Raw genomic sequence first — 17550 nt, forward strand, 5'->3', positions numbered from 1 at the left:
AACATGGCGCCATAACTTCGCCGCATGTTCCTCACCTACCTGCGGCGCGAGTTGCGCCGGCGCAGAAAGGCCGCACTGGTCGTCGCCCTGGGCCTCGCGCTCGGGATCGGCCTCGTCATCACCGTCTCGTCCGTGGCCGCCGGCATGCGCGACGCCCAGGACGAAGTCCTGCACTCCCTCTACGGCGTGGGCACCGACCTCACCGTCAGCAAGGAGGCGGACGAGAGCGACGGCGGCCCGCAGAGCTTCCGTATCGGACCGGGCGAGGACGGTGAGGACGCCACCAAGACCGACGACCGGCTGATGCCGCTCGGCGGCTTCCAGCACCTCGACGACTCGGTCGTCGGCGACGTCGCGGCGCAGGACGGCGTCGACACGGCGGTGGGCGCGCTGGCGCTCAACGACATCGAGTTCAAGGGCGACTTCCAGCAGGGGAGGATCGAGGGCGGCGGCCAGGCGGCCCCCGGCCAGGGCGGCACCGGCGGCGGAGGCGGCGGCGGTCCGCGGATCGAGGGCGGCGGCGCCGACGTCGACGTCGACTCCTTCACCGTCACCGGCATCGACGTCACCCAGCAGGACGTCGGCCCGCTGTCGTCGTCGAGGATCAGCGACGGCGTGACCTTCGGCAAGAACGACACCGACGCCCTCAAGACCGTCGTCGACAGCGCGTACGCCAAGGACGAGGACCTGAAGGTCGGCGACGACGTCACCATCAAGGGCAAGGAGTTCGAGGTCGTCGGCATCGCCACCGCCGACACCGGCGCCGCCACCGCCAACGTCTACATCCCCCTGAAGCGCGCCCAGCAGCTGTCCGACGCCGACCTGGAGGGCAAGGTCTCCACCGTCTACGTCAAGGCCGACAGCTCCGAGGACATCCCCGCGGTCAAGGACGCCATCGACGAGAACGTGGCCGGCGCCAGCGTCACCTCCGCCTCCGACCTCGCCGAGCAGGTCTCCGGCAACCTCTCCACCGCCTCCAACCTCGCCACCAACATCGGCAAGTGGCTCTCGATCGTCGTGCTGATCGCCGCCTTCCTGCTCGCCGGGCTGCTCACGATGTCCGCCGTCGGCCGGCGGGTGCGCGAGTTCGGCACGCTGAAGGCGCTCGGCTGGCGCAGCGGGCGCGTCGTCCGGCAGGTGATGGGCGAGGCGTTCGTGAACGGGATCCTCGGCGGCGTGCTCGGCATCGCGCTCGGGATCGCCGGTGCGTACGTCGTCACGACGGTCGCCCCGACGCTCGACGCCTCGGTGGGCCCCGCCGCCGACGCGCCCGAGGGTGCCGTGCTGCGCGGGCCGCAGAAGATGGTGGACGCGGCCAGCTCCAGCGTGGAGGTCGCGCTGCAGGCGCCCGTGACGCTGTCCGTGATCGCGCTGGCCGTCGCGCTCGCGGTCGCGGGCGGGCTGATCGCCGGCTGCTTCGGCGGCTGGCGGGCGGCGCGGCTGCGGCCGGCGGACGCGCTGCGGCGCGTCGAGTAGGGCGCGCTTCCGGGCTCCGCCCCGGATCTGGCCCCCGGATCTCGCCCCCGGACCTCCGTCTCCGGACCGTCGTCTCGGGACCTCGCCTCCGGACCTCCGTCTCCGGCCCCTCTCGCCTCTCCCTCCGATCACCGACTCACCCCGCGGCACCCAGGAGTTGACCACGATGTACCAGCTCACCGGCGTCACCAAGCGCTACCAGCGCGGCAAGGAGGCCATCGACGCCCTCGCCGGCGTCGACCTCACCATCGCCGACGGCGACCAGCTCGTCGTCCGCGGCCCCACCGGCGGCGGCAAGTCGACGCTGCTGCAGCTGCTCGGCGGCCTCGACCGCCCGACCTCCGGCACCCTCAGCCTCGACGGCACCGACCTCGGCGGCCTGAGCGAGGCCGCGCTGACGCGGGTACGGGCGGCGACCATCGGCTTCGTCTTCCAGAGCTTCAACCTCATCCCCACCCTCAGCGCCCAGGAGAACGTCGAGACCGCGCTCGTGCCGCTCGGCGTGAAGGCCACCGAGCGTGCCAAGCGCGCCGCGGAGTCCCTGGAGTCGGTGGGTCTCGCCGAGCGGCTCACGCACCTGCCCGGCGAGCTGTCCGGCGGCCAGCAGCAGCGCGTGGCCATCGCGCGGGCGCTGGTGAAACAGCCGAAGGTGCTGCTGGCCGACGAGCCGACCGGCAACCTCGACGAGGACACCCGGGACGACATCGTGGGGCTGCTGGAAGGGCTGTGGAAGGAGCTGGGACTGACGTACGTGCTGGTCACGCACGACAGCTCGATCGCCAGGCGGGCGCCGCGGCTGGCGGTGATCAAGAAGGGCCGGCTGAAGGTCACGGAGCGGGAGGCGGCTGCGTAGGTCTGGCGGCAGGGACACGGGGTATCGGGGGAGGGGCGCGTACGGGCGCAGCAGTGCCCGTACGCGCCCTGTACGCCCTGTACGCCCTGTACGTACGCGCCGTGCCGTACGCCTCGTTCCGTATGTCTCATGCCGTACGCCCCGTGCCGGACGCCCGTGTCGTACGGCACGGATGGCTCGTCAGCGGCGGCGCGGCGAGGCCAGCAGGTACATCCGGCCGTCGCGCTCCGGGTGTTCGGAGACCTGCCACCCCGCGGACTCCAGCGCCCCCGCGCTGCGTACCAGCTCCATCAGCGCCGGACCGGGCCGCCAGTCGACCCGCACCGCCTCCGGCTGGTGCTCGGCGGCGGTGACGATGTAGCCGCCGGTCCCGGGGGTGGCCGGCGGCGCGCCGGCGGCTTCCAGCGCGAGGCCGACGGCGGGCGCCAGGTGCGTACGCTCCCAGGCACACGGCACGTCGGTGGCGCCGTCGGAGTTGGTGACCCGGCGCAGCTCCGCGAGGCCCTCCCAGGCGCTGCGCACCTCGCGTGCGCGCGCGGCGGCGTCGGGCGGCGGGGGCTCGCCGCCGGTACGGGCCGCGAACACCCCCGGTTCGCCGGGGCCCTGCCCACCGCCGGCCGCGTCCCCGGCCTCCGTGGCGCCCGCTCCATCCGCTCCAGCCGCCCTGGCCGCTTCGGCTTCCGCGGCGGCGAGCAGCCGTTCGCGCAGCTCGCGCCCGGCGGGGGTGAGGTAGTGCCGGTGCGGCGGGCGCGGATGCCGTACCGCGAATCCGCCGTCCACCAGCCCTTCCAGCACGCGCTCGCTCGCGTGCACCAGCCCGGTCGCGGCGTCGGCCGCCGCCACCGCCCGGCGCCGGGCGGGCGTCAACTTAGCGGTGCTCATACAACCACGGTACGCAGTCGCCGCCGACCCCCTTCCGCGCACCGGCCCCGGCCTTGCCGGCGACAGGCGCCCGACGCCCCGGGAAGGCCGCCTGGCGGGCTCTTACTCCCGCGGGAGTAAGAAAGTTGACTCCCGTGGACGGACGACCGGCAGGCGTCTTCACCGGCAGGCTGTGTAGTGAAGCGACGAGGAGGCCGCCCACCATGCGCATCAGCATCAACGTCACCGACTTCTCCTGGCCCGGCGGCCCCACCGCCCTCGCGCCCGCGCTGGCCGCCGTCGTCGGCACGGCGGACGCGGCGGGCGTGGACACCGTCTGGGTCGGCGACCACCTGCTGCAGGCCGACCCCACCCGCACCCCCGACGAGCCGGTGCTGGAGGCGTACACCACGCTCGGCTACCTGGCCGCGCGCACCGAGCACGTCCGCATCGGCACCATGGTCACCGGCGTCACCTACCGGCCGCCCGCCCTGCTCGTCAAGGCCGTCACCACCCTCGACGTCCTCTCCGGCGGTCGCGCCTGGCTCGGCTTCGGCGCCGCCTACCGCGACGACGAGGCGTACGCCATGGGCCTGTCCCTGCCGTCCGCCGTGGAGCGGATCGAGCGGCTGGAGGAGACGCTGCGGCTGGCGCAGCAGATGTGGGCGGGGGACACCGGCACGTTCGACGGGCGGCACTTCACGCTGGACTACCCCGTGTGCAGCCCGCAGCCGGTGCAGCGGCCGCGGCCGGCGGTGCTCGTCGGCGGCGTGGGCGACGGGCCGATGCTGCGGCTGGCGGCGCAGTACGCGGACGCCTGCAACTTCTTCGACGTACCCGACGGCGGCCAGACGCTGCGCCGCGAACTGGACGTGCTCGCGGACCACTGCGCGGCGGCGGGGCGGCCGTCGTGGGAGGTGGAGAAGACGGTCACCGCGCGGATGGAGCTGGCGGAGCCGGCGGAGTCGGTGGCGGAGCGGTGCGAGTCGTTCGCGGAGTACGGGATCGAGCACGTGGTGTTCGTCGCGGACGGGCCGTGGACGCCGGAGGCGGTCGAGGCGGTGGGCGAGGCGGTGCCGGTGGTGGCGCAGATCAGGCCGAACAGCGAGGTGGGGGTGTGGTGAGGGGCGCTTCCGGGCACGGCGCCCGGCACGCGCGGGCGGAAGGCGGGTAGCGCCCACGCGCGGCGGAACGCGCGTGGTGCTGCGTGGTGCTCATACGCGGCGGAACGTGAGCACCGTCCCGGGCGCCGCCGGCGCCGGCGCCTGCGGCGCCCTGGCGACCCGGCGCTCCAACTCGGCGAAGCCGGCGACGATGTCGGCTTCCCGCATGTGCTCGAAGATGGAGAACGCCCGCGTACGCAGCCGGGTCAGCGCCTCCGCCCGCGTACCGCCCGCCGGCAGCTCGACCTCCGCCACCGACGCCAGCTCCCACCCCGCCGCCTCGAACGTACCGCGCACCGCCGACAGCGGCTCGTAGAGCGCCGCGAGGATCTCCGGGCCGCGCGGGAAGGCGTCGATGTACCACAGGGCGGGCAGCCGGTCGGTGAGTTCGGTGCGCAGCAGGAGGGTGCCGCCGGGGCGTAGCACCCGGTGCAACTCGCGTGCGCCGGCGGGCTTGTCCCGTACGTGGTGCCAGACGAGGAAGCTCAGCGCGAAGTCGACCGACCCGTCCGGCAGCGGCAGTGCCTCCGCCCGCCCGGGGACGTACGCGACCTGCGGATGGGCGGCGTACGCGACCGCCTGGTCGCGCATGCGCCGAGACGGCTCGACGCCGGTGACCGGACCGCCGAACTCCGCGGCGAGCAGCGGCGTGAACCGCCCCGTGCCGGAGCCGAGGTCCAGCCCGCGCAGCGGGCGGTCGGCGGGGAGGCGGTCGGCGAAGGCGCGGGCCCAGACGGCGCGTTGGGCGTCGGTGAGGGCGCGGCCTGCGGCGTAGCGGCGGTGGAGGCGGTCGTCGTAGTCCACGGGGCGCATGCCTGATTCCTACCCGGCGCGGGCCGTTCGTGCGCTTCCGTTTCGCCGGCCGGCGAGCGGGGGAAGGGGGCGCCGGCACACGCTAGTCTGGCCAGCCATGACGCTGCACGGTCATGCACCGCCTTCCGTTTCTGCCCCGGCCTCTGCCTCTGCCCCGGCCTCTGCCGCTGCTCCTGCCGCCGCTTCCGTGTCCGGCGCGGGGGGCGGTGCGGTGCTCGTGGGGGGCTTCGCGACGGCGGGCGGCGGTGCGTGGGCCGGCCGGCACCGGCACCCGGTGCCGCAGCTGGCGTGGGCCCGGAGCGGGGTGCTGATGGTGCGGGCGCTGGCGCGGACGTGGGTGCTGCCGACGACCACGGCGCTGTGGATCCCGCCGGGGGTGCGGCACGCGACGGGCACGGCGGGCACGACGGAGCCGCGTTCGCTGTACGTCCAGCAGGCCGGCCCCGCGCCCGCCGCCGACGCCGCCACGGGGCGTGCGCCCCGTACCCGCCCGCCCGCGCACCGGCGCCCGCGCGGGGGCAGGGCCCGGGAGTCCGACCCGGCCGCCGGGGCGTGGACGGAGCCGACGGTCGTGGCGGTGACCCCGCTGCTGCGGGCCCTGTTCGACCACCTCGCCGACGACGCCCCGGCCCCGCCCGCCCGCGCCCGCGCGGAGGCCGTGCTCCTCGACCAGCTCACCCCCGTCGCCGCGACGGCCGTGCTGGCGCCCATGCCCCGCGACCCCCGGCCCCGCGCCGTCGCCGAGGCCCTGCGCGACACCCCCGCGGACGCCCGCACGCTCGCCGAGTGGTCCCCGTACGCCGGCGCCGCGCCCCGTACCCTGGCCCGCCTCTTCGTCGCCGAGACGGGCATGCCTTTCGGCCGCTGGCGTACGCACCTGCGCCTCCAGGCGTCGCTGCCGCTGCTGGCCTCGGGCGCGACGGTCGCTACCGCGGCGCGGCGCGTCGGCTACGCCTCGCCGAGCGCGTTCGTCGCGGCGTTCCACCGGAGGGTGGGGGCCCCGCCGGGCACGTACTTCCCGCGTGACTGAGGGGGCCGGAGACGCCCGCAAGGCACCACCACCCGTCACCGCCACCCGCCAGCCGCCAACCGTCACCGCCACCGGCAGCCCGTACGTACCCACCGCCGACCACTCCTGCGTACCGTGTCCTCGTGTCCACCTCCCGCCTCCGCCCCGTCGCCGTCCTCGTGCTCGAAGGCGCCAAGCCGCTCGACGCCGGCATCCCCGCGCAGGTCTTCAGCACCCGCCGGAGCATGCCGTACGAGGTGCGCGTGTGCGGCGCCGCGCCGGGGCTCGTGGCCGGCGGTGACGGGCTCTCGTACCACGTCGCCCACGGCCTCGACGCCCTCACCTGGGCCGACCTCGTCTTCGTCCCCGGTTACCGCTTCCCCGACCGCGACGACCCCCCGCCCGCCGTCACCGAGGCGCTGATCGCCGCCCACCGCCGCGGCGCCCGGCTCGCCGCCATCTCGACCGGCGCCTTCGCCCTCGCCGCCACCGGCCTCCTCGACGGCCGCCGCGCCACCACCCACTGGCACTACACGCGGGCGCTCGCCGCGAAGCACCCGGAGGTACGGGTCGACGAGAACGTGCTCTTCGTCGACGAGGGCAGCGTGCTGACCTCCGCCGGCGCCGCCTCCGGCATCGACCTCTGCCTGCACATCCTGCGCGGCGACCTCGGCGTGGCCGCGTCCAACCACGCCGCCCGGCGCCTGGTCGCGGCCCCGTACCGCAGCGGTGGCCAGGCGCAGTACGTACCGCGCAGCGTGCCGGAGCCGCTCGGCGAGCGGTTCGCCGCGACCCGGGAGTGGGCGCTGCACCGGCTCGGCGAGCCGCTGACGCTGGAGGCGCTGGCGCGGCACGCGGGGGTGTCCGCGCGCACGTTCTCGCGGCGCTTCGTGGACGACACGGGGTACACGCCGATGCAGTGGATCATGCGGGCCCGTATCGACATGGCGCGCGAGCTGCTGGAGCGCTCGGAGCAGAGTGTCGAGCAGATCGCGGACCACGTCGGCCTCGGCACCGGCGCGAACCTTCGGCTGCACTTCCAGCGGATCCTGGGCACCACGCCGAGCGAGTACCGGCGCACGTTCGCGCGAGGCGAGTAGTCGGGCGGGGGTGGGCTGGGGCAGCCGACCGGCGGCCGAGGGCGGCCGGCGGGGCGGTTGGCGAGATCCTTGCGGAGTGTGGCACCCACGCCGCTGTCACGGTCCCGCAAGAGGGGCGAACCTGCTCGTAAAGCGCAGGAAACGCCGTCGAAACCGGAAGGCAGGACGCCCCATGACCCGCATCGCCATCAACGGATTCGGCCGTATCGGCCGCAACGTGCTGCGCGCACTGCTGGAGCGCGACAGCAGCCTCGACGTCGTCGCCGTCAACGACCTCGCCGACCCCGCCACCCTCGCGCGGCTCCTCTCCTACGACACCACCGCCGGCCGACTGGGCCGCCCGGTCACCGTCGACGGCGACACCCTCGTCGTGGACGGCCGCCGCATCAAGGTGCTCGCGGAGCGCGAGCCGGCGAAGCTGCCGTGGACCGAACTCGGCGTGGACGTCGCACTCGAAGCCACCGGCCGCTTCACCGCGGCGACCGCCGCCCGCGGGCACCTCGACGCGGGCGCGCGCAAGGTCCTCGTCAGCGCCCCCTCCGCCGGCGCGGACGTCACCCTCGCGCCCGGGGTCAACACCGAGGCGTACGACCCGCAGGCCCACACTGTCGTCTCGAACGCCTCCTGCACCACCAACGCGCTCGCCCCGCTCGCCGCCGTACTGGACGAACTCGCCGGCATCGAGCACGGCTTCATGACCACGGTGCACGCCTACACCCAGGAGCAGAACCTCCAGGACGGCCCCCACCGCGACGCCCGCCGCGCCCGCGCCGCCGCCGTCAACATCGCCCCCACCACGACGGGCGCGGCCAAGGCCATCGGCCTCGTACTCCCCGGTCTGGACGGCAAGCTGTCCGGCGACTCGATCCGCGTCCCGGTCCCGGTCGGCTCGCTCGTCGAACTCAACACCACGGTCGCCCGCGACGTGACCCGCGAGGACGTCCTCGCCGCCTACCGCACCGCGGCCGAAGGCCGCCTCGCCGGTATTCTCGAATACACCGAAGACCCCCTCGTCTCCTCCGACATCACCGGCAACCCGGCCTCGGCCATCTTCGACTCCGCCCTCACCCGCGTCGACGGCCGCCACATCAAGGTAGTCGCCTGGTACGACAACGAGTGGGGCTTCTCGCACCGCGTGATCGACACCCTCGAACTCCTCGCCGCCGGCTGAGGCCCGCGGGGCCCGTATCCGGGACATTTCGGGGTCGGGTGGGGGACCGCTCCGGGGACGACCCCGATGCCCGGACACGGGCCCGCCCGGCAGAGTCGGTGCATGACTCCAACGCACGTGTCACGCAGGACGTTTGCGGCCGTCGCGCTGGCGGGGACGGCCGCGGCAGCCGCCCCGTCCGCGCTGTCCACACCCCCGGCCGCCGCGACCCCCGCTTCGTCCCCAGTCCTCCCTCCGCCCCTCCCGGCGTTGGACCCGGCCGCCCTGCAGGCCGCGATCGACGACCTGGAGCACCCGCCGTCCACCGCCGCCCAACTGCGCGTCGGCGGCACGGCCGGCCGTTGGTACGGCACCTCGGGCGTGGCCGACATCGACACGCGGCGACCGGTGTCGGCGTACCACAGGGTCCGGATCGGCAGCGTCACGAAGGTCTTCGTCGCGACAGTGCTGCTGCAACTGGTGGCGGAGGGCCGGGTCGCCCTGGACGCGCCGGTGACGCGCCTGCTGCCGGGGCTGCTGCCGGCCCGGTTCGGGCCGGTCACCGTCGGGCACCTGCTGACCCACACCAGCGGGCTGCCCGACCACGTCGGCATCCCGGAGCCGCAGACGGCGGAGGAGGTGTTCCGCCACCGCTTCGACCACTGGACACCGCGGGAGTGGGTGGCGACCGCGACACACGGGCCGCTGAAGTTCGCACCGGGCACCCGGCAGGAGTACCGCGGCATCAACTACGTCCTCGCCGCCCTGATCGTCGACACGCTGACCGGCCGCCCGTACGGACACGCCGTCACGACCCGCATCCTGCGCCCGCTGAACCTGACCCGCACCGTCATACCCGGCGACGACCCGCGCATCCACGGCCGGCACGTACACGGCTACCTCACGATGGCCGACGGCGGCCTCCGCGACATCACCGCCTACGACCAGTCCTCCGCCCGCGGCGAGGGCGACATGATCTCGACGACGGACGACCTCGACCGGCTGCTCGCGGCCCTGTTCGCCGGCGAGTTGCTGCCGCCCGAGCTGCTGCGCCTGATGTTCACCCTGCCGCCCGACGACGTACGCATGCTGGACGGCACCCCGGCCCGTTACTCGACCGGACTGCAGCAGGCCGTGGTCGACGGCGTCACCCTCTGGGGCAAGACCGGCGAGACGTACGGCTACAAGAACGCGGCCTTCTCCACCCGCGACGGCCGCCGCCGCTTCGTCCTCGCCTACCACCCGACGACCGCCCGCGACGGCGCCGAGAGCCAGATGATCGCCCGGATCGCCGCTCTGCTCGTGACGCGGTCGCGTGGCGGCTGAGGAACTCTGCTTTCTGCATGGACATTTCACATGGGCCAGGTACAGTTGGGAGCGCTCCCATCTGTGTCCCTCCCGGAACGGAGACCCCCCATGCACAAGCCAGGCCCACCCCGCAGGCGCTCCCGGATGTCCGCTCGCCGAACTCTCCAAGCGCTCGCCCTGGTGGTCGCCGTCGTTGCCGGTGCCCTGGCCACGACCGGCACCGCCCAGGCTCACGGCAGCGTCGTCGACCCGGCCACCCGCGCGTACCACTGCTGGGAAGAGTGGGGAGACGACCACTTGAACCCGGCCATGGAGCAAGAGGACCCCATGTGTTGGCAGGCCTACCAGGCCAACCCCGACACCATGTGGAACTGGATGAGCATGCTCCGGGACGGGCTCGGCGGCGAGTTCGAGGCGCGGACCCCCGACGGGAAGCTCTGCAGCAACAACCACCCGAACTTCGAGAGCTTGAACAACATCGGTCCCTGGAAGACGACCGATGTCACCGACAACTTCTCGATCCACCTCCACGACACGGCGGCCCACGGTGCCGACTTCTTCAAGGTCTACGTGAGCAAGCAGGGGTTCGACCCCAAGACCGAGGCACTCGGCTGGGATGACCTCGACTTCATCACCGAGACCGGCAGCTACCCCCCGGCGAACGACATCACGTTCCCCGTCGAGACCTCCGGCTACTCCGGACACCACATCGTCTTCACGATCTGGCAGGCCTCGCACCTCGACCAGGCCTACCTGATGTGCAGCGACGTGAACTTCGGCTGAGCCGGGAGCGCCGTACGCACAGCACCCCGGCCGGACCGGTGCCGTGAACCCGGCACCGGTCCGGCCAGGGCGCGAGCCCCCGCAGGGCTCAGTCCGCCGTCGCCTCCGGTGCCTGCGCGACGCCGATGCCGCCTGCGACATGGGCCTGATCGGGGTCGTACTCCCAACGCCGGTCCGTGCTCACCGGATCGGGATGCCGAGGGCTGCGTGGGCGTCGTCCAGGATCTTGCCGATTTCGGACGCGGCCTGACGGGCTTGCGTGGCGTCGCCCGACTCGGCCGCGTCCTCCCAATGACGCAGTTGTTGTGCCAGGCGGGGCTGACGCTGGATGTAGACGTACACAGACCATTGCGCGATGAAACCGCCGCAGCGGCCCCAGCTCGGAGCCGTGCCGGGACTGGTCGGCCGCCTGGTCCAGCTCCCGGGTGAAGGCCGGCAGGGCGGCAGGGGCGATCTGGCTGACGGCCTGCCGCAGGGCGGTGACCGTAGCAGGCGGCTGGGGGATGAGTGGCTGCCCGGCAGTGGAGGTGGTCATTGCTGCTCCCGTGGGCGCGAGTCTGATCCCTTGCGGCAGCGTACCGGGCGTGACTCCCATCCCACCGCTCGAACGAGTGAGGCAGAAGCGATTCAGCCCGTCGGTGCGATGCCGGTCGGGCAGGAGCTGCCCTCCGATGGGGCACTTAGCTTGACCCCCGGGCCGCCTGCGCCGCAGCAGCCGGGCGGCCACCGACCGCTGTCAGGTGGGGATGATCTGCCCGTTCTCGATCTGGAAGTTCTCGGTCGGCGAGCAGCCGATCGATGGCGTGATCAGCAGGCTGACGGCAACCGGTGCCGGCTCCGTGCCGGCGGTGGAGAACTCGCACACCGCGTGGCGGCCGGTCAGCGGGAACCAGAACCAGGCGTCCACCTCGCCCACCAGAGCACGGTCCGACTCTCTCCAGGCGCCGTCCTTGAAGGTGAAGACCTGGAGGCGCACGGATGCCGCAAGCGGATCGGTCTGCGACCTCAGCGCGGTGAGTGTGAACGTGAAGTCCCGGTCCAGGACCGATGTGGCGATCCGTCGGCGCTCTGTCGCCTGGGGCTCGGTCTGCGGTTCCTTCCCCTGACCGGCCCCCGGGCCGGTCTGCTGGTCGGCCGGCGGCGGGGTCGGCGGGCCTCCGGTGGTGGTCGCGCCGACCGTGACGGTGGCGGCCGTGGCGGTGGCCAGGGCGACGCCCCAGCTTATGAGTGTGCGGGAGTTCTTGGGCACGACGTCTCCAAGTGGGGGGATTGGTGCGGGTGGGAACCGTTGCTCTCGCCACTGCATCGCGGGCGGCGTCGATACCGCCTGACGCAGCTACTTGCCGGGGAGGGGTGAAGGCAAGGGCATCGGCGCCTCGGAAGGGCCGTGACCGTTACCGGTCCGCTGATCCTGAACGTCGGAAACTTCGAAGGTGAGTTTCCAGGTCGACGGCGTCAACACCTCCTGTGTCACCTGGCCGCGCGCCTTACGGAATTCCCCGGTGCCTCCGGTAATCGCGTTGACGACCGGGCTCGGTGTCGGAATTCCGGTTTGCTCCCCCTGGACGGTGATCTGTCCTTCCGGCAGCACCGCGGTTGACGAGCACTGTCCCGCGTTGCGTTCGAGTTCGGTGATGACGCAGAACCCGCCGAAGCGTCCGACGGGGCGTTCTTCTGGCCCTTCGACCGAGACTAGATTCCCGCTGAAGATGAACTGGTCGCCGACGCTGCGGCCCGTTGCACCCAGATCCAGCTCTTCACCGACTTGCAGCTGAGCCTCCACGCTGATGGTGCGGCTTTTCTCCAAAGAGCCGTCATCAGGGTGGTTTGCCGCGGTCACGGGCCTCTTCTCCGGTATCGCGTCGGCCGACGCAGACCCGAGGAGAGCGAGCCCGGCAGAGCCGCCGAGAACCGAAACGGCGAGGAATGTGACGTGCCGACGAGCGAAGCGCATCGTGCCTCCGTGTTCGTGAGAATGAACAGAGAATTTCCTCGAATTCATTCATGACGGACGCTCCGTCTAGCGACAACGCTAATAAAGGTGATGGCGAAGTGCTCATCAGAGGGCCAGGATTGGGGCCATTGGGGTGCATCCCCAGGGGACGAGGAGCGGCTACTCCGTTCGCCGCGTTTCGATCCCAGACGCCCCGCAGGCTGCGCCGAGTGCGGGGAAGGGGGCGGCGATTCGGTTCGCGTCGCTCACCCTGGTCGAGTCACTCGGCGCTGGCAACGCCGACCGGGCAGCTCACGCCCGTGCCGCCCACTCCGCAGTAGCCGTTCGGGTTCTTCGCGTCCGACAGGTACTGCTGGTGGTAGCCCTCAGCCGGGTAGAAGGTGCGATTGGCCGCCGGGAGGATTTCCGTGGTGATGTCGCCGTAGCCCGCGGGGCTCAGGATCTGCTGGTAGGCGGCGCGGGAGGTGGTGGCCGCGGTGGCCTGGGCGGGAGAGTGGGTGTAGATCGCCGAGCGGTACTGGGTGCCGATGTCGTTGCCCTGGCGGAAGCCCTGGGTGGGGTCGTGGGACTCCCAGAAGAGCTTGAGCAGCTCCTCGTACGACACCACCGCCGGGTCGTACACCACCCGGACCGCCTCCGCATGGGCCGTCTGGCCCGTGCAGACCTCCTCGTACGTCGGGTGCGTCGTGTGCCCGCCCTGGTAGCCGACGAGGGTCGTCCACACGCCCGGCGTCTGCCAGAAGCGGCGCTCCGCGCCCCAGAAACAGCCCAGTGCGAAGTCCGCGACCTCCAGGCCCTCCGGATACGGCCCCTCCAGCGGGTTGCCGAGGACCGTGTGGCGCTCCGGGACGGGGAAGGCGGGCGCGGGGCGGCCGGGGATCGCCTCGTCCTTCGTGACGAGCTGGTTCTTGTGGCGGTTCAGGAACATCTCTCCGGCCTCCTCCGCGGGTCGCCGACGTCCGGCGCTCTCGCCCTCCACCCGGAGAACGTACCGCGCCGCTCCGACATTCCCGCCGTCACTTCAACGCCGCACCCCTGCCGCCCTCGTACCCCGCCACGGCCAGCGCCCGGTACGCCGCGTACTCCGCCGCCGGCTGCTCGCTCAGCGACCACGGGAGCGCGCCCACGTACCCGTCCACGTGCCGCATCTGCTCCAGCGCCTCCTCGTACCGCTCCGCGCGGACCAGGAAGCACGCCAGCAGGTGCCGTACGTGCGGCAGCATCGGGTGGTCCGCCGGCGCGTGGTGGGCCGCGTACTGCGCGCCCTCGATGGCCTGCGTGACGACCTCGCCCTCGTACAGCCCACGCACCAGGTTCGCCTCCGGCAGGTGCTCCCAGACCGCGAACAGCGGCAGCGCCGGCAGCAGCGTCCCCGGCCCCGCCGAGCCGGCCGCGCGCTGTGCGAAGTCGTACGCCGCCTCCCGTGAGCCGTGCCATTTCTCGCACGCGTACTGCAGCGCCGCGAGATGGGCGCCCATGTGGTCGCCGGCGCGCTGCTCGACCGTGTGCCACAGCTCCTCGAAGTCCGCCTCGCGGTAGTGGGCCCCGCGGGCGATGGCCAGCTCGATGATGTACGGCATGGGGCTGCCGGGCGCGAGCATCGCCGCCTCCGCGCAGATCTTCTTCGCCTCCTCCAGGATCACCGGGAACTCCGCCGCCGCCGACCCGGCCATCCACGCCTGCCGGACCAGGAACTCCGCGTGCACCTCGGCCCCGCCCACGTCCTTCGGCTTCTCCGCCCGCCACGTGCGCAGCCACGCGCCGCCCTCGCCCGGGGCCTGCGCCAGCTCGAAGGCCGCCGCGCCCGCCAGGGTCTGCACCCGCTGCCAGCGCAGCTCCCACTCGTCGTCGGTGAGCGCGAGGAGCCGGGAGGCGGCCTGCCAGTCCTGGTCCTGCCGCAGCTCCTCCAGGACCTCGGCGAGCTGCGGGTCGGGACCGGGGAGGCGGACGTCGAGCTCGTCCACGGGGGTGAAGCCGTAGCCGCCGGCCGGGTCGACGGCCCTGGTGTTCGACTGCAGCACCTCCCGGCCGCCCCGGGCCCGCCGCAGCAGGGGCACGGCGACCCACGCGATCAGGGCGATGGCGGCGAGTGCGAGCAACAGATCCATTGATGCGTCCTGGCTTCTCTTAAGAGGGGGCGGTCCGGGCTGTGACACATACGTGTTATCCCTCCAGCAAACCAGACCGCGGCGCGCACCGGTCCCGCCCAGGCTTTATCCTCGGGCCGCATGAGCGAGCCCAGCTTCGAGACCGTTGCCATTCACGCGGGTCAGGCGCCCGACCCGGCGACGGGCGCGGTCGTACCGCCGATCCACCAGGTGTCCACGTACAAGCAGGACGGCGTGGGTGGCCTGCGCGGAGGCTATGAGTACAGCCGTTCCGCGAACCCCACCCGCACCGCCCTGGAACAGAACCTCGCCGCGCTGGAGGGCGGGGCCCTTGGCCTCGCGTTCGCCTCCGGCCTGGCCGCCGAGGACTGCCTGCTGCGCACCGTGCTCACCCCCGGCGACCACGTGGTCATCCCGGACGACGCGTACGGCGGCTCCTTCCGGCTGTTCGCGCAGGTCGCGGCGCGCTGGGGGGTGGAGTTCTCGGTCGCGCACACCGGGGACCCGGCGGCGGTACGGGCCGCGCTGACCGACCGTACGAAGGCGGTGTGGGTGGAGACCCCCAGCAACCCGCTGCTCGGCATCACCGACATCGCCGCCTCCGCCGCCGTCGCGCACGAGGCCGGCGCGCTGCTCGTCGTCGACAACACCTTCGCCAGCCCCTACCTGCAGCAGCCGCTGGCGCTCGGCGCCGACGTCGTCGTGCACTCCACGACGAAGTACATGGGCGGGCACTCGGACGTCGTCGGCGGCGCGCTCGTCGTGGCCGACCGCGAGCTGGGCGAGCGGCTGGCGTTCCACCAGAACGCGATGGGCGGGGTGGCCGGGCCGTTCGACGCCTGGCTGGTGCTGCGCGGCATCAAGACGCTGGCCGTACGGATGGACAGGCACAGCGCCAACGCGGCGCGCGTCGCGCACATGCTGGACCGGCACCCGCGGGTGACGCACGTGTACTACCCGGGCCTCGAAGAGCACCCCGGGCACGAGACGGCCGCGAAGCAGATGCGGGACTTCGGCGGCATGGTGTCGTTCCAGGTCGAGGGCGGCGAGGAGGCGGCGGTCGAGGTCTGCAACCGGGCGCGGCTGTTCATCCTCGGGGAGTCGCTGGGCGGCGTCGAGTCGCTGATCGAGCACCCCGGGCGGATGACGCACGCCTCGGCGGCGGGCTCGCCGCTGGAGGTGCCGGACGACCTGGTGCGGCTGTCGGTCGGGATCGAGTCGGTGGACGACCTGCTGACGGACCTCACGCAGGCGCTCGGCGGCTGACCCGCCCGGCGCGACCCGCCCGGAAGCGCACTCCGAAGCGACGGGGCGGGCGCCCGGTACGGCCGCGGTACCGGGCGGGCCGGTCCCGGAGGCTGGTGAGGCTGCCCCGCCGGGGCGGCCTCACCGGTCTCACCAGCCGTCGAAGTCCGGCGTCGTCTCCGCCGGGTGGTCCACCCACGCGCCGCTCACCGCCGCCCACACCGCCAGCGCCACCAGCGTCGCGACGAGCAGCAGCCACACCCCGCCCCGCAGCAGCAGCCTGCGGCGCAGCAGCCGCCGGCCGCGCGCGGCGGCCAGCCGCGCGAGCTGCGGCGGCACGGCGGGGTACGGGCCGTCGAGGAGGTCGCGTACGGCCTGCTCCTTGCGGGCGGTGATGGAGATCATGGCGTCGCCACCTCCGGCCGCGTACGACCCGGGGCGCCCGGCGGGCGCCTGCTGAGCATGGCGGCGGTGGCGCGCATCAGTATCTGGTGGACCCGCTCGGGCGGCAGCCCGAGTGCGGCGGCGGTCTGCTCCTCGGCGACGCCCTCGGACATCCGCAGCACGAGCACCAGCCGCTCCTGCGGCGAGAGCCGGTCGAGCAGGCCGCCGGAGGTGCGCCGGTAGCGCCAGGCGGTCTGCGCGTAGCGGGAGACGAGCTGCTGCCGGGCCGTCTCGTACGGATCCTCGCCGCGCAGCCGGTCCCAGCGGGCGTACGTACGGGCCAGGGCCCGGGTCAGCAGCCGCTCGGCCTGCGGGGCGTCGTCCGGTGGCTCGGCGGTGAGCAGCTGGGCGGCATGCAGCAGCCGGCCGGCCGCGCCCGCGCAGAAGGTCTCGAACTCCAGGGCACGGCGGCGCTGTCGCGCCGAGCGCCGCTGACGCACCGCTCTGCTCCCTTCACCGCCCTCGGTCTAATAGGACGGCAGCGGAGCGCCGGGGTCAAGACTGCGGAACCACCCGGCGTCGTCAGCCGTCCTCGTCCTGCCGGCCCTGCTGCCGCCCCTCCTGCTGTCCGGTGTTGGCCTGGGAGACCGCGGTGTTGAAGCGGGTGAGCAGCGTGCAGAACGTGTCACGCTCCGCCTCCGTCCAGTCGGAGGTCAGCAGCGCGACCAGCTCGCGCCGCGACTGCTGCACCTCGTGCAGCCGCGCCCGGCCGAGCGGCGACAGCTCCAGCACGACGGCGCGGCCGTCCTCCGGGTGCGTGGCGCGCTTGACCAGCCCGCCCTCGACGAGCGGCGCCACCTGCCGGGTCACGGTCGAGGAGTCGATGCCCATGCCGGCGGCGAGGGCCTTGACACCCGTGGGGCCGTGCTGCTCAAGGCGGTTGAGCAGCAGGTAGGCGGCGCGGTCCATCGAGTTGCGCACCTGCCCGAGGCCGGCGAGGCGGGTCTGCTCGGCGCGGCGGGCGAAGACGGCCAGCTGGTGCTGCAGGTCGTTCAGCAGGTCGGGCACCACGGGGGTGTCGGTCGGGGAAAGGGGCGAGGGCATGGACGGTGCTCACTTCGTGAGGACGTTCACTGGCTGCGGGTCTGGCTGCCGCTACGGGCACGGCTGCGGATGCGGCTGGACACACGGGCGCGGATGCAGGTGCGGATAACGGGCTCGGATAACGGGTTCGGACAACGGGTTCGGATCGGGGCGTAGGACGGGGATGGACATTCGCATTCGAACTGGGCCACAGATTACGCGCCCGCGGCCGTGCGCCGTACGGCCTGTGGAAAACCCGC

18 protein-coding genes and 1 pseudogene are annotated in these 17550 nt (G+C 73.2%); 9 read left to right on the forward strand and 10 right to left on the reverse strand.

The window, feature by feature from the left end:
- Nucleotides 1–24 precede the first annotated feature (24 nt).
- Entirely contained in the window at nucleotides 25–1476 is a 1452-nt protein-coding gene (locus T328_RS11855; RefSeq protein WP_496495926.1) for an ABC transporter permease, read from the forward strand.
- 166 nt (nucleotides 1477–1642) lie between these two features.
- Entirely contained in the window at nucleotides 1643–2329 is a 687-nt protein-coding gene (locus tag T328_RS11860) for an ABC transporter ATP-binding protein (RefSeq protein WP_496495927.1), read from the forward strand.
- 180 nt (nucleotides 2330–2509) lie between these two features.
- On the opposite strand, the gene T328_RS11865 is transcribed toward T328_RS11860, so the two are convergent.
- The gene (locus T328_RS11865; RefSeq protein WP_496495928.1) at nucleotides 2510–3211 is read right to left on the reverse strand and encodes a hypothetical protein; all 702 of its coding nucleotides are present in this window, start codon (nucleotides 3209–3211) and stop codon (nucleotides 2510–2512) included.
- 203 nt (nucleotides 3212–3414) lie between these two features.
- Here T328_RS11865 and T328_RS11870 point away from each other — a divergent pair, with 203 nt between their 5' ends.
- Nucleotides 3415–4314 (forward strand): TIGR03560 family F420-dependent LLM class oxidoreductase, encoded by a 900-nt coding sequence (locus T328_RS11870; RefSeq protein WP_496495929.1) that lies wholly within the window; start codon nucleotides 3415–3417, stop codon nucleotides 4312–4314.
- Between the two features lie 90 nt (nucleotides 4315–4404).
- Here T328_RS11870 and T328_RS11875 read toward each other — a convergent pair whose 3' ends face one another.
- Entirely contained in the window at nucleotides 4405–5166 is a 762-nt protein-coding gene (locus T328_RS11875) for a class I SAM-dependent methyltransferase (RefSeq protein WP_496495930.1), read from the reverse strand.
- Nucleotides 5167–5476: 310 nt separating this feature from the next.
- Here T328_RS11875 and T328_RS11880 point away from each other — a divergent pair, with 310 nt between their 5' ends.
- The 5 genes from T328_RS11880 (at nucleotide 5477) to T328_RS11900 (ending at nucleotide 10516) form a co-directional block, all read left to right on the forward strand.
- Nucleotides 5477–6196 carry a helix-turn-helix domain-containing protein gene (locus tag T328_RS11880; RefSeq protein WP_496496089.1) on the forward strand — a complete coding sequence of 240 codons (720 nt, stop codon included), beginning with the start codon at nucleotides 5477–5479 and terminating at the stop codon, nucleotides 6194–6196.
- 122 nt (nucleotides 6197–6318) lie between these two features.
- Nucleotides 6319–7275 (forward strand): GlxA family transcriptional regulator, encoded by a 957-nt coding sequence (locus tag T328_RS11885; protein WP_496495931.1) that lies wholly within the window; start codon nucleotides 6319–6321, stop codon nucleotides 7273–7275.
- Nucleotides 7276–7447: 172 nt separating this feature from the next.
- Nucleotides 7448–8446, forward strand: coding sequence for a type I glyceraldehyde-3-phosphate dehydrogenase (gene gap, locus T328_RS11890; RefSeq protein ID WP_496495932.1), 999 nt, complete (start codon nucleotides 7448–7450; stop codon nucleotides 8444–8446).
- Nucleotides 8447–8548: 102 nt separating this feature from the next.
- Nucleotides 8549–9751 carry a serine hydrolase domain-containing protein gene (locus tag T328_RS11895; protein ID WP_496495933.1) on the forward strand — a complete coding sequence of 401 codons (1203 nt, stop codon included), beginning with the start codon at nucleotides 8549–8551 and terminating at the stop codon, nucleotides 9749–9751.
- A gap of 90 nt (nucleotides 9752–9841) precedes the next feature.
- Entirely contained in the window at nucleotides 9842–10516 is a 675-nt protein-coding gene (locus T328_RS11900; RefSeq protein ID WP_496495934.1) for a lytic polysaccharide monooxygenase auxiliary activity family 9 protein, read from the forward strand.
- 180 nt (nucleotides 10517–10696) lie between these two features.
- Here the strand turns inward: T328_RS11900 and T328_RS11905 are convergent.
- The 5 genes and pseudogenes from T328_RS11905 to T328_RS11925 all read right to left on the reverse strand — a co-directional run bounded on the left by T328_RS11905 (nucleotide 10697) and on the right by T328_RS11925 (nucleotide 14578).
- A pseudogene (locus tag T328_RS11905) lies at nucleotides 10697–11051 on the reverse strand (DUF6247 family protein).
- A gap of 201 nt (nucleotides 11052–11252) precedes the next feature.
- Nucleotides 11253–11765 carry a hypothetical protein gene (locus tag T328_RS11910; protein WP_496495935.1) on the reverse strand — a complete coding sequence of 171 codons (513 nt, stop codon included), beginning with the start codon at nucleotides 11763–11765 and terminating at the stop codon, nucleotides 11253–11255.
- Between the two features lie 87 nt (nucleotides 11766–11852).
- Nucleotides 11853–12356, reverse strand: a complete 504-nt coding sequence (locus tag T328_RS11915) for a dirigent protein (RefSeq protein WP_496495936.1) — start codon at nucleotides 12354–12356, stop codon at nucleotides 11853–11855.
- A 373-nt stretch (nucleotides 12357–12729) separates the two neighbouring features.
- On the reverse strand, nucleotides 12730–13398 hold the full coding sequence (msrA, locus tag T328_RS11920; RefSeq protein ID WP_496495937.1) for a peptide-methionine (S)-S-oxide reductase MsrA: 669 nt from the start codon (nucleotides 13396–13398) through the stop codon (nucleotides 12730–12732).
- A gap of 88 nt (nucleotides 13399–13486) precedes the next feature.
- Nucleotides 13487–14578 (reverse strand): hypothetical protein, encoded by a 1092-nt coding sequence (locus T328_RS11925; protein ID WP_496495938.1) that lies wholly within the window; start codon nucleotides 14576–14578, stop codon nucleotides 13487–13489.
- Nucleotides 14579–14698: 120 nt separating this feature from the next.
- Here T328_RS11925 and T328_RS11930 point away from each other — a divergent pair, with 120 nt between their 5' ends.
- Nucleotides 14699–15844, forward strand: coding sequence for a cystathionine gamma-synthase (locus T328_RS11930; RefSeq protein ID WP_496495939.1), 1146 nt, complete (start codon nucleotides 14699–14701; stop codon nucleotides 15842–15844).
- Between the two features lie 129 nt (nucleotides 15845–15973).
- On the opposite strand, the gene T328_RS11935 is transcribed toward T328_RS11930, so the two are convergent.
- From T328_RS11935 to T328_RS11945, 3 genes are all read right to left on the reverse strand, one after another.
- Nucleotides 15974–16228 carry a hypothetical protein gene (locus T328_RS11935; protein WP_496495940.1) on the reverse strand — a complete coding sequence of 85 codons (255 nt, stop codon included), beginning with the start codon at nucleotides 16226–16228 and terminating at the stop codon, nucleotides 15974–15976.
- Entirely contained in the window at nucleotides 16225–16707 is a 483-nt protein-coding gene (locus T328_RS11940; RefSeq protein WP_496495941.1) for a sigma factor-like helix-turn-helix DNA-binding protein, read from the reverse strand. Before T328_RS11940 ends, T328_RS11935 begins: the two co-directional genes overlap by 4 nt.
- An 82-nt stretch (nucleotides 16708–16789) precedes the next feature.
- Complete coding sequence (locus T328_RS11945) at nucleotides 16790–17311, reverse strand: MarR family winged helix-turn-helix transcriptional regulator (RefSeq protein WP_496495942.1); 522 nt, start codon at nucleotides 17309–17311, stop codon at nucleotides 16790–16792.
- Nucleotides 17312–17550 lie beyond the last annotated feature (239 nt).

This window comes from Streptomyces sp. CNX435 (genome assembly GCF_059570575.1).